The organism is Nocardia sp. NBC_00508 (assembly GCF_036346875.1).
Taxonomy (GTDB): Bacteria; Actinomycetota; Actinomycetes; order Mycobacteriales; family Mycobacteriaceae; genus Nocardia.
This window is the reverse complement of the sequence record NZ_CP107852.1, coordinates 3,701,769-3,715,520: the sequence shown is the minus strand read 5'-3', so window position 1 is coordinate 3,715,520 and position 13,752 is coordinate 3,701,769. Positions and strand designations below refer to the sequence as shown.

The following is a 13,752-nucleotide window of genomic DNA, read 5'->3' as shown; positions in this document are numbered from 1 at the left end:
ACACCGCCGCGTCGTCGGCCGCGCTCGCTCCGAGACTCACTGCTGCCCATCCTTCGTGTCGATGCCGAAGACCTTCTCCCACGCCGCGGTGCTGGTCAGCTGCGGGTGGGCGGCGCGGTAGCGCTGCTGCATCTCCGGGAAGCGAGCGGCCAGCTCCTTGCGCAGGCGCATCGCCTCCTTGAACAGGCCGAGCGCCTGGCGCGGATCACGCTTGCGGTAGACGACACCGCGGCCGTCGGCCGTGGTGACGGTGACGCCGTCGACTTGGGAGAGCAGGAACCACCGTGCGTCCAGGGTCGGCACGTTCAACTGCGGAGTCTCATGGTGTTCATTGCGCGCCGGGCGGAAGTTGTGCACCACACCCTTGGCCAGCCGGACCACCTTGGCAAGCGGGTTGGCGGGCTCGCCCACCGCGCCGACGCCGAGGTGACTGGCCAGCGGCAGTTCGGTGGACGAGGGCAGGATCACCGCGTCGGGGTACTGCTTGCGCAGCTCGTGCACCGCACCCAGGGCGCTGGGCAGCAGCTGGAACAACCGCTCCGGGCCGGCGAGGAAGTCGCGGATGGCCAGGTTCTGGATCGCGACCGTCGAATACTCCAGGCAAAGCAGGTGTTTCAGGGTTGCTTTGACCGTGTTGGCGACCATGGCGCGGCCGTTGCCCGGCAGATGCAGCGAGGCGACCACCAAGCGGTTGCGCAGGTGGAAGTACGCCTGCCAGTCGATCGCGTCGTCCTTGTCGCTCCAGGCCATGTGCCAGACGGCCGCGCCGGGCAGCGTGACGGTCGGGTACCCGGCGGCGCGAGCGCGCAGGCCGTACTCCGCGTCGTCCCATTTCAGGAACAGCGGCAGCGGCTGGCCGAGCTCCTCGGCGACGCGGCGCGGGATCACGCAGGTCCACCAGCCGTTGAAGTCGACATCGATGCGCCGGTGCAGCAGCTTCGAGTTGTCCCGGTCCTTGAGCGGGTACTTCGAGAAATCGTGGTCGTATTCGACGTTCGGCGCCGCGGTCCACATGAAGATGCCGCGATCGACGACCTCGCCCATGACGTGCAGGTGCGAGCGCTCCTGCAGATTGAGCATCTGGCCGCCGACCAGGACCGGCGACTTGGCGAAGCGGGCGAAGGCCAGCGCGCGCAGGATCGAGTCCGGCTCGATCTCGATGTCGTCGTCCATGTAGACGATGTACTCGGCGTCGGTGCTCTTCAGCGCCTCGTACATGACCCGGCTGTAGCCGCCGGAACCGCCCAGGTTGGGCTGGTCGTGAATGGCCAGCCTGCCGCCGAGCGCCGCGGCCGATTCCGCGAAGCCGGGCTCGTCGGCCACCTTCTTGGTGCCCTGGTCGGGGATGATGACGGCCTTGATCTTGTCCAGCACCAGCGGGTCCGCACCGAGAGCGGCGAGGGTCTGCACCGCGTCGGTGGGCCGGTTGAAGGTGGGCATGCCCACCGCGATGCTGCCCTCGCCGGGCGCCTCGACCGGCGCGTACCAGCCGCCGGACAACAGCGTGACCGCCGTGTCGGTGGTGATGTCGAACCAGAGCCAGCCGCCGTCCTCGAACGGGCCGAAGTCGGTCTCGAATTCCACGATCACCGAGTCGGCTCCGGTCGCGACCGCGAACTCTTTGCCCTGCACATTGATGCGTGAGCCATCGGCCTTGGACCTGTACAGGTCGACTCGGCCGTGGCCGGCCAGTTCCAGCCGGAGCACCACCGACGACAGGATGCTCCAGCGCCGCCAGTAGCTCGCGGGCAGCGCATTGAAGTAGGTGCAGAAAGAGACCTCCGACTCCGCGCCGATCGACAGCGAGGTTCGGGTGGTGGCGTGCGCTCGCCGTGCGTTGGTGGCGGATTCCTCGACGTAGAGGGTGCGCACGTCCAGCGGTTCGCCCGGACGGGGCAGGATGATGCGCTGCAGCAGCGACTTCGCGCGGGTCTCGGTGGTCTGGTCTGCCAAGATGGATTGGGAGGTCATTCTGCTCCTATGCCTCCTGGTCGGTCACGAGCGGCGCGCCGTCTTCCAGGTGCGGGCGTAGCACGTTATCGAACGTGTTCAGCGCGCTGCCGATCGCCATGTGCATGTCCAGGTACTGGTAGGTGCCGAGCCGGCCGCCGAAGACGACCTTCGCCGTCGCGGTCTCGTTCTTGGCCCGTTCACGGTAAGCCAGCAGCTTTGCCCGGTCCTCCGGGGTGTTGATCGGGTAATACGGTTCGTCGCCGGTCTGCGCGAACCGGGAGTACTCCCGCATGATCACGGTCTGGTCGGCGGGGTAGTCGCGTTCCGGGTGGAAGTGGCGCGGCTCGATGATGCGGGTGTAGGGCACGTCCGCGTCGTTGTAGTTCATCACCGAGGTGCCTTGGAAGTCACCGACGGGCAGCACCTCCGTTTCGAAATCGATGGTGCGCCAGCCCAGCTCGCCCTCGCTGTAATCGAAGTAGCGGTCCAGCGGGCCGGTGTAGACGACCGGCGCGTCCGGGCTCTCGGCGCGTAGCTGCTCACGTACTTGGAACCAGTCGGTGTTCAGCCGCACCTCGATCAGGTCGGAGGCGGCCATGTTCTCCAGCCACTTGGTGTAGCCCTCGCGAGGCAGGCCCTCGTAGGTGTCGTTGAAGTAGCGGTTGTCGAAGGTGTAGCGGACCGGCAAGCGGGCGATGTTGCCCGCGGGCAGTTCCTTCGGGTCGGTCTGCCACTGCTTGGCGGTGTAGTCGCGGACGAACGCCTCGTAGAGCGGGCGGCCGATCAGCGAGATGGCCTTCTCCTCGAGGTTCTGCGCGTCCTTGGTTTCGATCTCCGAAGCCTGCTCCGCGATCAGCTTGCGCGCTTCTTCCGGCGAGAAGTAGCGGCCGAAGAACTGGGCGACCAGACCGAGGCCCATCGGGAACTGGTAGGCCTGCCCTTTGTGCATCGCGAACACGCGGTGCTGGTACCCGGTGAACTCGGTGAACTGCGTGACGTAATCCCAGACCCGCTTGTTCGACGTGTGGAACAGATGCGCGCCGTACTTGTGGATCTCGATCCCGGTTTCCGGATCCGGCTCGGAGTAGGCGTTGCCCCCGAGGTGGTGGCGGCGCTCGATCACCAGAACCCGTTTACCCAGCACCGTGGCGGCGCGTTCGGCAACGGTCAGCCCGAAGAATCCGGAGCCGACGACGATCAGATCGAACTGTGAGGCGGAATTGACGGAGTTACCCGGGGACGATGCGACGGTCACGGGAGCCCAGAGTATCGGAAGTCCTCGCCGTGTCCTGGGGGAGTCGGAACCTGTGCTGGGCGGCACCGCTCCCCGGCCTGGTTTCACGCCGGGGACCTCCGAATTTCGCCGGACGTTTGCCGAAAGGGGGATCGACGGCAACCGGCCCGCGGTCTACTATCCGGCCGACCCAGTGCGCGGGGTGTTCCGCGTCACGTCCTTTGCCCGTTCCTATACGCGATCAAGGGCCCTTTCCATCGCTCCCAAGGATCAGACGGGAAAGCCCACGTCGAGCTCGACCTTTGTCCCGCTGGGTGCACAGCCGCCAGTAACGGGTCCGCCGAGTACCGCACCGCTGATCCGGACGATCTCGACTCCGGAACGAACTCCGGGTGGGATAGGCCTGCACCCCCATAGGTCGACGGCCGGTACGCGTGCTCCGCGTACCGGCCGTCGGTCGGTGTGATCTACAGGTTCCGCTCGGCGTAGACCTTCATCGCGTCACGCACGAATTCCGCGGTGCCCGCGCCGTGCACGTCGTAGTTCACCGCGAAACGCGGGTCGGCGACGTACATCTCGCCCAGACCGATGAAGGCTTCCTTCACCACGGACCGGCCTTGCCAGCCGACGCCGATCCAGTCGAGGTGGCGCTGGGCGATGGCCTGCACCTCGTCGCTGTCGGGGGCGACCCCGGCGGCGTGCGCCCGGCCGTAGTCGGCGGCGATGTCGAGATGGGTCTGCTGGAAGGCCTTCTTGTCCGCGTCGGACATCGAGCGCCACCAGCGGTCGCCGCTCTCGTAGGCCTCCTTGCCCCAGCGTTCGATCACCTCGTCCTTGTACTTCGTGTGGTCGAAGCCGTCGAAAACTTCTGCTGCCACGAGTTGTTCACCTCTTTCCGTCTTGTGCAGCGTGGTTTGCACCGACTCGATCTGGCGCCGGATCCGATCCTGTTCCTGCTGTAGCAAGTCCAGGTGCGTGCGCAGCGCGGCGGTGGTGTCCTGTTCTCCGGCAAGGACTTCGGCGATGACCGGAAGGCCGAGGCCGAGTTCTCGCAGCAGCAGGATGCGTTGCAGCCGCACAAGGGAGCCCTGGTCGTAGTAGCGATACCCGTTGGCGCCGATCCGGCTGGGCGGCAACAGCCCGAGCTGCCCGTAGTGGCGCAGCGTGCGGCTGGTGGTACCGGCCGCCTTCGCCAGATCCTGAATGGACCATTCCCCGGTGACCATGGTCATGACCGCGTTCTCCCTTCTTGTCTCGTCGGTACAACCAGCATGCAAGTTGACGCTACGTCAAGGTCAAGCCCGATTCGACCGTTGTCCGGTCACTCGGCGACACACCGCCGGAGTGATCTCGCGCCGCCATCGGCGGATCCTCACCGGCGACGCGCGAGGCCGGGTCAGCGCCCCACTGTTTCCTGCAGTGGTTGTGCCACATCGCCGGACGGAGGCGCGCCACCAGAGGAAGCCAGACCGCTGGCCGGAAGCGCACCACCGGACGGAGGCGCCGCGTCAGGCCCACCAGCAGCCGGGGGCGTACCACCAGTCGATGCGGTCGACGGAGCCTCCTGCGCCCCAGTCGGGTCCGGCACCAACTGCAACAACCTCGTGAAGTCGACCACCTGCGCGCCGAGCGTCGGTGTCGCGATGATGACGCCGTTGGTGTAGAGGCGGTAGGTGCCCGCGTGTTGCGGCAGGATCATCTCCGGCCCGAGCGGCGTGCCGACAGCACTGGTCGCGCCGCCGATCCGGCGGTACTCGGCGTCGATCACCGATTCGGCGCCGGGCACCTGCCTCTGCGGATGCTCGGGCGGTGCGGTCGCGAGTAGTTCGCGAGGTGCGGGGCCGACATCCAAGGTGTAGATGTCCGCGGGTGCTCCGCCGTCGGGCGCGGCGGAGTACTCCGTGCGCAAGATCCGGCCATCGCGCAGCAACACAGTGCCCGCGGTCGCGGCGACAGCGGCGGCCGCCCGCGGGTCTTCCATTGCGGTACCGGGATATTCCTGGCAGTCGGTGGTGTCGCAGGTCTGCGCGTACGGATAACGCTGCTCGGCGAGGGCGTACGAGCGCGCCGCGATCGCCTGCGCCCGCAGCGCCTCGCTCGCACCCTTGTCTGCCCAGTTGGCCTGCATCTCGGCCGGGACCACGCCGAGTAGATAGTCCTCGACGTCCACCTGGTTGATCGTGCGCGGCACGCCGTCCTCGGTGGCGACGCCGAGCGCGCCGCGATACGCCGGTCCCCTGCACAACGTGAGATGTTCGGCCGCAGGACGATTCGGCCGGGGATCGAGCGGGTGGATCCACGGGTCGTCGGTGGCCGCCTGCCACAGCACCGCACCGTCGCAGCCGACGGTCACGACGACGTTCGCGCCGCCGCCGGGCAGCGGCGTCAGATGCGCCACCTGACCGGGCGCCACCTCGCGGCCCGCCACGCGCAGACCGGCGGCGGCAAAGGCGCCCAGGGACGAGTCGTCCTGCGCCATGAGGCGAACCCGAAGAGCTGTGGGCGCGACGGCGGCCAGCGCCGCGCCGGGGTAGTAGTGCGCGAGGATCCGTTCGGCCACCCACCCGTCCTGCGCGCTCGCGAACGCGCCGACCTGGCTCATGCCGCGCCCATGCCCGGGCCCGGCCACGGTGCGGTACCGCGTGTCGGTCGGCCAGGCGGACAGCAGGACGGCCGCACCGACGACGAGCGCGGCTCCGCCGAGCGCCATCGGTCGCGGAGTCGACCGGATGCGCGCCCGCCGACCTCGCGGGATGCGAGATTCGGCACCGCGGCACGTTCTCACAAAGCATTTCGACAACCGCCGCGCTCGTGTATTCCGGTGCATTCGTTGACTCCCATGATTTCCGGGACCGGATCGACTCGATACCGGTCGGCATGTCGTCCCCCACCGGTCGCAATCAGCGAGCTACATTCGAGCAATCACCATAATCCTCAACAAGAGGTTTAGACCTGTGACAATTGTGGCTATTGTTATCGTTGAGACATCAGGTAGCAACCTCGAATTGCTCGTGACCACCGGTTCGACCTGATTGGAGACGCTCGTGCGGTACCGCAAACCGAAACGCTCCTACGTGCTCCCGGTTGTCACCACCCTCGCGGTAGCGGCGCCGCTCGCCACGCTCACACTCAGTGACTCGACCGACTACCGGACCGCCACCGACAGCGGACCGGCCGCCGTACCGGCCCAACTCGCCCGAGTCGCACTCACCAACGCGCCCGATATCGTGCTACCGCTGCGCGAACTCACCGGATTGGAGCTGCCTGATCTGCGCCTATCCGACCTGCGCATGCTGCCGATTCCGGAGTCCATTCCGATACCGGACGGACTACCGCTACCACCCGGCGTACAGCTGCCCGAAGAAATACCTCTACCCAGAATGAATTCCGGCCAAACCTCCGGGCCGCACATATCTCCAGGACAGACGCTCCCCAGTCCGAATTCCCCCGCTCAGCCGAATCCCGAACGCGCCCCGAGCAGCGTGCGCTTCATCGCAGATCCCGATCGGCTCCAACCCGGTACCACTCCCGACACTCCCGCGCTGTCACCCGGCGTCGTGACCCCCGAGCTGATGAGCCAAGTGGGGGCGCAGGTGAAAGAACTCTCCCGCGACACGCCGTTCAGCATGGTCGCACTCACCGCCGAGGAGCTGGCGAATACCAAGGCCACGATCCGAGCCCGGCAACCCGATGGCACCTGGGGGCCCTGGTACGACACCGAACCGGTCGACACCCACCGCACCGACCGCTCCGGGCCGGGCGCGACCGACGGCACCGAGCCGATCTACGTCGGCAACACGAACGCCGTCCAGGTGCTGGTCACCCAAGCGTCGAAACCGGAGGTCCAGCCGGTGGCGCAGCCCGTTCATATCGCGGAGGACCCGACCCAACCGACCGACCCGCACGTCGGGGACCCGGCCCAGCAGACCATCCCACATTCCGGCGACCCGGCCCAGCAGACCAACCCACACGTCGGGGACCCGGCCCAGCAGACCAACCCGCACGTCGGCGACCCCGCCACGCAACCTGTCCCCCGCTCGGACGATGTCGCGCAGACCGCCGATCTGACCGCCGTGCTGATCGATCCCGGCCGCGGCGCCATCGACGGCTCGCTGCACAACGTGGCCGCAGCCCTGCCCGGCGGCGGGCCGAGCGTCATCACCCGGGCCCAGTGGGGTGCGGACGAGTCGATCCGCTGCGAAGAGCCCACCTACGACGAGGGCCTCGGCGGCGTCACCGTGCACCACACCGCGGGTCTCAACGACTACAGCAAGTCCGAGTCCGCCGGGATCGTCCGCGCGATCTACACCTATCACGCGCAAACGTTGGGCTGGTGCGACATCGGCTACAACGCGCTGGTCGACAAGTACGGCCAAGTCTTCGAGGGACGCTTCGGCGGCCTCGACCGCCCGGTGCAAGGCGCGCACGCGGGCGGATTCAACGAGAACACCTCAGGTGTCGCGCTACTGGGGAACTACGAATCCACGCCACCGACGGACGAGGCGATCAACGCGATCGGCGCGTTCGTGGGCTGGCGCAGCAAGGTCGCGGGACTGGATCCCAAGGGCTACACCACGATGTACTCCGAGGGGACGTCGTTCACCCCGTACGCAAAAGGCGAAGCCGTGCGGCTGCCGATTGTCTTCGGACACCGCGATGTCGGCAACACCAGCTGCCCGGGAGACGCCGCGTACGCGTCGATGGACCGGATCCGCGACATCGCCGCCGGTGCGCCGGGCGGCCCCTCCGGCGGGTACCACCCGCGGACATCGCCGGGCACCGAACTCGATGTCGCCGCCCTCGCCGAGTTGACCACCAAGTTGCTGAACATGGTGCACGACAACATCATCGCCAGGCACTGGTCGCAATCGGGCGGATCGAACGGACCGCTCGGCGCCGCGCAGTCGGAGGTACTGCCCGCCGCGCAGGGCCAGCAGTATGCGAAGTTCACCAACGGCTACGCCTACACCGTGCCGGACGGACAGGTCGTCGAGGTGCTCGGCACCATCCGGGACCGCTTCCTGCAACTCGGCGCCGACATGGGCGTCCTCGGACTCCCGCTGCGCAACGCCTACCCCGTCCCGGACGGCCAGCGCGCCGACTTCCAACACGGCTCACTGATCCTCAACCAGCTCACCGGCATCGTCACCACCGTGTGGAAGACCTACAACGACACCCACCAGGAGCAACTGCACCGGAACAGCCCCGTCGCGGGCCCCACTCCGGGAAGCAGCCCGACCGCGAACGGTGCTGAATCACCCGCTGTCCCCGCACCCGCGATCACCCCGACTCCCGACACCCGAACCCAGGTCGGCGCCCAGGCCCAGCCACCTGCTGCCCCCGCCCCAACTGGCGAAGGCATCCCCGCACCCTCTGCCCCGGCCCCACCCGACGAAGACATCCCCGCACCCTCTGCCCCGGCCCCAGCCGACGAAGACATCCCTGCCCCCGCCGCCCCAGCCCCACCCAACGAAAGCATCCCTGCACCCGACGCCCCAGCCTCACCCGACGAAGGCGGACTTTGATGCGGCGCTTTCCACCTCAAGCCCCAGCACCGGCCCAACCCTCATTTTCGAGCGAAGCGAGACCGAGCATTCCCCGTTCGCGGCCCGGCTCGCGTCCGAGCGGCCGACGCGCAAGCGACGAAGTCGCAAGCGGCGGTCGCTCGGACGCGAGCCATAAGGGGGCCGCGAACACGCCGCGACGGAGTCGCGGCCAAACAAGCACAGCCGCGAACACGCAGCGCCGCAGGCGCTGCAAATCAGACAGAGCCTTCCCACCAGCGTTCGAGGACGCGCGCAACTCCATCGTCGGAGTTCGATTCGGCGATCTCGTCGGCGGCCGCGAGGGCTTCGGGGTGGGCATTGCGCATCGCGACGCCGTGACCCGCCATGGTGAGCATCGGGACGTCGTTGGGCATATCCCCGAACGCGACGACGGTGGCCGCGTCCACGCCGAGACGCTGGGCGACCACCGCGAGGCCCGAGGCTTTGGTGATGCCGGGCGCGGAGAGTTCGATGAGGCCGTGCTCGGTCGAGTAGGTGATATCGGCGCGCTCCCCGATCAGGGGAGCGAGCACGGTGCGCATATCGGTGCTGCGCGCACCGGGTAGCCGGATGAGCATCTTGATGGCCGGTGCGTCGATGACCTCCTCGCGGGCGACCGAGGTGTCGTCCGGATTGAGCCAGGCGTGCTCGTACTGCGGCGAGCTGACGAATTGCGGCGTCACCGCGTCGTGCGCGCTCTCGCCCACCCGTTCCGCGGCAAGACCGCAGCCCGGCAGCGCGCGCTCGGCGACATCGGCGAGCCAGGCGAGCGTCGCGACATCCAATGTCATGCTCGCCAGCACCCGATCGGCGGCGGCGTCGTAGATCACCGCGCCGTTGCCGCACACGCACAGCGGCGCATGGCCCAGCCCCTCGACCACCGGGGCGATCCAGCGCGGCGGACGGCCCGTGGCCAGCACGAACGGCACACCGTCTGCGATCAGTGCTCCCACCGCGGCCTTGGTCCGCGCGGTGATCCGCTCGTCGTGATCGATGAGCGTGCCGTCCACGTCGGTGGCGACCATCTTGGGCTTGGGCAGGTGCAAAGGCCTCACCTCTTCCATCCTGCCGGACAGCGCCCGGCCACCGCCCGGCCCGTCGCCGGATCAGGATCGGACATGCCCGAACGTCTCGTGGCACGCGCGCGGGCAGGCACGTCCTTATGATCGGGGGCTAATACCGACGCTGGCTCGTCCAGCCGAAAGACCAGAGGACTGATGACCGGCTTCCTGCTACGACGCGCGCTCAACTATGTCGTGCTGTTGCTGCTGGCTTCGTTCCTGACGTTCAGCCTGGCGTCCCTGACGTTCCGGCCGTTGGACAGTCTCGAACAACGCAACCCGCGGCCGCCACAGGCAGTGATCGACGCCAAGGCCGAGGAGTTGCACCTCAACGACCCGATTCCGCAGCGGTACCTCACCTGGATCAAGGGCATTCCGCAGGGTGATTTCGGCACCACGTTGGCCGGTCAGCCGGTGAGCGAGGAACTGCCGCGGCGCGTCGCGGTGAGTTTGCGGCTGCTGATCGTCGGCTCACTGGTAGGTACCGTTCTCGGGGTTCTGATCGGCGCGGCGGGGGCGATTCGGCAATACAAATTCAGCGACTACTTCACCACGGTGGTGTCGCTGCTGGTGTTGAGCACGCCGGTGTTCCTGCTCGCGACGTTGCTGAAGTACGGTGCGCTGGAGATCAATTCGCTCAGCGGCGAGCAGGTCTTCCTCTACACCGGCGAGACCTCGGCGAGCAAGATCGACGGCTTCTGGCCGCAGCTGCTCGACCGCGTCCAGCACTTGATCCTGCCCACCGCGGCTCTGGCCCTCGGCGGCATGGCCGGCTACAGCCGCTACCAGCGCAACGCCATGCTCGACGTGCTACAGAGCGATTTCATCCGCACCGCCCGCGCCAAGGGACTCACCCGCAGCAGAGCGCTCTACAAACACGGCCTGCGTACCGCACTGATCCCGATGGCGACGCTGTTCGCCTACAGCCTCGGCGGCCTGATCACGGGCGCGACGTTCACCGAGAAGATCTTCGGCTGGCACGGCGTCGGCGAATGGCTGGTGGACTCGATCAACGCCCAGGATTTGTACGTGGTGGTGACGGTGACCGCGTTCGCCGGACTGGTCGTGCTGGTGTCGGGTCTGCTCTCCGACATCGTGTACGCGATTCTCGACCCCAGGGTGCGTGTGGGATGAGCGACAGGCCCATCGGAGGCAGCCCGCGTAATCACGTAGATCCCGCCATGGGGGCAGCATGACCGAAGCCGAAATCATCGTCCAAGGCGCTCCCGAGGTCGCCGCGGCCGGACGGCGCAAGCTGGTCTGGCGACGTTTCCTGCGCAACAAACCGGCCGTGGCCGGCGGCGTGATTCTGATCTTGCTGTTCGTCGCGAGCTTCGTGCTCCCGCCCCTGCTGCCGTATGACTACCAGCAACTGGATTACACCGCGCTGCTCCAGCCGCCGAGCCTCGAGCACCCGTTCGGTACCACCCAGATCGGTCAGGACGTGCTCGCGCAAACCCTGCGCGGCCTGCAGAAATCCTTGATCATCGGTCTGTGCGTCGCGCTGTTCTCCACGGCGATCGCGGCGACCACCGGTTCGCTGGCCGGGCTGCTCGGCGGCTGGACCGATCGCGCGATCATGTGGCTGGTCGATCTGCTGCTCGTGGTCCCGAGCTTCATCGTCATCGCGCTGTTCGCGCCGCGCACCAAGGGCAGCGGATCCATTGTGCTGCTGATCATCCTGCTGTCCTGCTTCGGCTGGATGATCTCCGCGCGGATCGTTCGCGGTCTGACGCTGAGCCTGCGCGATCGCGAATTCGTCCGCGCCGCACGGTACATGGGCGCGCCCACTCGCACGGTGATCCTCAGCCACATCATCCCGAACATCGCCTCGATCCTGATCATCGACACCACGCTCACCGTCGGCGCGGCGATCATGGCCGAAACCGGGCTGAGCTTCCTCGGTTTCGGTGTGCAGCCGCCGGATGTGTCGCTGGGCTCGCTGATCGCGACGGGCACCAAGTCGGCGCTGACCTATCCCTGGCTGTTCCTGTTCGCGGGCGGTCTGTTGATCATCACCGTGCTGTGCGCGAATCTGGTCGGCGACGGACTGCGCGACGCGTTCGATCCCAGCGCCAAGCGGGCGCGGTCGAAGAAGAAGGCGAAGGCATGACGCACTCGACCACACCGCTGCTGGAGATCACCGACCTGCGCGTCTCCTTCCCCAGCGAGGAGGGCCGGATCGACGCCGTCCGCGGCGTCACCTACACGGTGTCCGACGGTGAAGTACTCGCGATCGTCGGCGAATCCGGTTCGGGCAAGTCGGTGTCGTCGCTGGCGGTGATGGGGCTGCTGCCGGAGCAGGCGCGGATCACCGGCTCGATCCGGTTCCGCGGCCGCGAACTGCTCGGGCTCGGCGATCGCCCGTTGTCGCAGCTGCGCGGCAGTTCCATCAGCATGGTGTTCCAAGACCCGCTGTCCGCGCTCACCCCGGTCTTCCGGGTGGGCGAACAGATCGCGGAAGCACTGCTCGCGCACGGCAAGATGGGCAAGTCGGACGCCGCGAAGCGGGCGGTGGAACTGCTCGACTTGGTCGGCATCCCCGACCCGGAGGCGCGGGCCAAGGCATTCCCGCACGAATTCTCCGGCGGCCAGCGCCAGCGCGTGGTCATCGCGATGGCGATCGCCAACGACCCGGCGCTGATCATCTGCGACGAGCCGACCACGGCGCTCGACGTCACGGTGCAGAAGCAGATCCTCAACCTGCTGCGCAAGGCGCGCGATATCACGGGTGCGGGCGTCATCATGATCACCCACGACATGGGCATCGCAGCCACGCTGGCCGACCGCGTCGCCGTGATGTACGCGGGCAGGATCGTCGAGACGGCTACCGCCGCGGAGCTGTTCAACACGCCGCGAATGCCTTACACCGTCGGGCTGCTCGGCTCGATTCCCCGGATGGACGGTCCCGCACGCCGTGCACTGATCCCGATCGTCGGTGCGCCGCCCGCCATGCACGCGCTGCCGCCGGGCTGCTCGTTCGCGCCGCGCTGCCCGATCGCGATCGAGGAGTGCAAGGCCGCCGAACCGCCGCTGGAGATGACCGAACCCGGGCACGCCGCCGCCTGCATCCGCACCGCCGAGATCGGCACGGACGCGCTGTTCGAGGCCTACCGCAGCGAGATTTCCGAGCCGGAGGCCGAGGCCGAGGTGGACTCGCAGGTGGTGCTGCGGGTCTCCGACCTGGTAAAGGTCTTCCCGATCACCTCCGGTGTGGTGCTGCGCCGCCGCAAGGGCGAGATCAGGGCGGTCGACGGCATCAGCTTCGAGGTGCGGGCCGGGCGCACCTTGGCACTGGTCGGCGAGTCCGGTTCCGGGAAGTCCACCACACTCACCCAGATTCTCGATCTGGTTCGCCCCCAGGCGGGCGCCATCGAGATCATGGGCAGCGACGTCGCGTCGATGAGCAAGGCGCGCAGGCGGGAGATCCGCAGGAAGATGCAGATCGTCTTCCAGGATCCCACCGCCTCGCTCGATCCGCGCCTGCCGATCTTCGACGCGCTCGCCGAACCGCTGCGCATCGACGGGCGTCCGCGGGCCGAAATCGCCCGCCGGGTACCGGAATTGCTCGAGCAGGTCGGGCTGCGCCCGGAACACGCCGACCGCTACCCCGCCGATTTCTCCGGCGGCCAGAAGCAGCGCATCAGCGTCGCCAGGGCGCTCGCGCTCGATCCGGAGTTGCTCGTGCTGGACGAGCCGGTGTCCTCACTGGATGTCTCGATCCAGGCGGGTGTGCTCAACCTGCTGCGCGATCTGCAGGCCGAGCGCGGACTGTCCTACCTGTTCGTCTCACACGACCTGTCCGTGGTCCGCAACCTGGCGCATGACATCGCGGTCATGTATCGCGGCAAGATCGTCGAATACGGCACCGCCGAACAGATTTTCGCGGCGCCGGCGCACGAGTACACGCGCGCGCTGATCGATGCCGTGCCGGTACCGGCTGTCAGCCGTTAGGGGG

9 protein-coding genes are annotated in these 13,752 nt (G+C 67.6%); 4 read left to right on the top strand and 5 right to left on the bottom strand.

Annotation, left to right across the window (positions count from 1 at the left end; genetic code table 11):
- Positions 1–36 precede the first annotated feature (36 nt).
- From OHA40_RS16395 to OHA40_RS16380, 4 genes are all read right to left on the bottom strand, one after another.
- Entirely contained in the window at positions 37–1,971 is a 1,935-nt protein-coding gene (locus OHA40_RS16395) for a glycosyltransferase (protein WP_330233897.1), read from the bottom strand.
- Positions 1,972–1,978: 7 nt separating this feature from the next.
- Positions 1,979–3,208 carry a UDP-galactopyranose mutase gene (gene glf / locus OHA40_RS16390; RefSeq protein ID WP_330233896.1) on the bottom strand — a complete coding sequence of 410 codons (1,230 nt, stop codon included), beginning with the start codon at positions 3,206–3,208 and terminating at the stop codon, positions 1,979–1,981.
- Between the two features lie 446 nt (positions 3,209–3,654).
- Entirely contained in the window at positions 3,655–4,419 is a 765-nt protein-coding gene (locus tag OHA40_RS16385) for a MerR family transcriptional regulator (RefSeq protein ID WP_442944015.1), read from the bottom strand.
- Positions 4,420–4,583: 164 nt separating this feature from the next.
- The gene (locus OHA40_RS16380; protein WP_330233895.1) at positions 4,584–5,897 is read right to left on the bottom strand and encodes a SpoIID/LytB domain-containing protein; all 1,314 of its coding nucleotides are present in this window, start codon (positions 5,895–5,897) and stop codon (positions 4,584–4,586) included.
- Positions 5,898–6,231: 334 nt separating this feature from the next.
- Between OHA40_RS16380 and OHA40_RS16375 the strand changes: the two genes are divergently transcribed.
- A complete protein-coding gene (locus tag OHA40_RS16375) occupies positions 6,232–8,712 on the top strand; it encodes an N-acetylmuramoyl-L-alanine amidase (RefSeq protein ID WP_330233894.1) in 2,481 nt (826 codons plus the stop codon).
- A 236-nt stretch (positions 8,713–8,948) separates the two neighbouring features.
- Here OHA40_RS16375 and OHA40_RS16370 read toward each other — a convergent pair whose 3' ends face one another.
- Positions 8,949–9,797, bottom strand: coding sequence for an HAD family hydrolase (locus OHA40_RS16370; RefSeq protein ID WP_330233893.1), 849 nt, complete (start codon positions 9,795–9,797; stop codon positions 8,949–8,951).
- A 153-nt stretch (positions 9,798–9,950) separates the two neighbouring features.
- Here OHA40_RS16370 and OHA40_RS16365 point away from each other — a divergent pair, with 153 nt between their 5' ends.
- The 3 genes from OHA40_RS16365 to OHA40_RS16355 are packed head-to-tail and all read left to right on the top strand — an operon-like array spanning position 9,951 to position 13,748.
- Entirely contained in the window at positions 9,951–10,928 is a 978-nt protein-coding gene (locus OHA40_RS16365; protein ID WP_330233892.1) for an ABC transporter permease, read from the top strand.
- A 58-nt stretch (positions 10,929–10,986) separates the two neighbouring features.
- Positions 10,987–11,907, top strand: a complete 921-nt coding sequence (locus tag OHA40_RS16360) for an ABC transporter permease (protein ID WP_330233891.1) — start codon at positions 10,987–10,989, stop codon at positions 11,905–11,907.
- Positions 11,904–13,748 carry an ABC transporter ATP-binding protein gene (locus OHA40_RS16355; RefSeq protein ID WP_330233890.1) on the top strand — a complete coding sequence of 615 codons (1,845 nt, stop codon included), beginning with the start codon at positions 11,904–11,906 and terminating at the stop codon, positions 13,746–13,748. Before OHA40_RS16360 ends, OHA40_RS16355 begins: the two co-directional genes overlap by 4 nt.
- The last annotated feature ends 4 nt before the right edge of the window (positions 13,749–13,752 follow it).

Bases quoted from the DNA above. Each gene is read 5' to 3' on its own strand.
- OHA40_RS16395 (WP_330233897.1), bottom strand. From the start codon at position 1,971: ATGACCTCCCAATCCATCTTGGCAGACCAGACCACCGAGACCCGCGCG.
- OHA40_RS16380 (WP_330233895.1), bottom strand. From the start codon at position 5,897: ATGGCGCTCGGCGGAGCCGCGCTCGTCGTCGGTGCGGCCGTCCTGCTG.
- OHA40_RS16365 (WP_330233892.1), top strand. From the start codon at position 9,951: ATGACCGGCTTCCTGCTACGACGCGCGCTCAACTATGTCGTGCTGTTG.
- OHA40_RS16385 (WP_442944015.1), bottom strand. From the start codon at position 4,419: ATGACCATGGTCACCGGGGAATGGTCCATTCAGGATCTGGCGAAGGCG.
- OHA40_RS16370 (WP_330233893.1), bottom strand. From the start codon at position 9,797: ATGGAAGAGGTGAGGCCTTTGCACCTGCCCAAGCCCAAGATGGTCGCC.
- OHA40_RS16360 (WP_330233891.1), top strand. From the start codon at position 10,987: ATGACCGAAGCCGAAATCATCGTCCAAGGCGCTCCCGAGGTCGCCGCG.
- OHA40_RS16355 (WP_330233890.1), top strand. From the start codon at position 11,904: ATGACGCACTCGACCACACCGCTGCTGGAGATCACCGACCTGCGCGTC.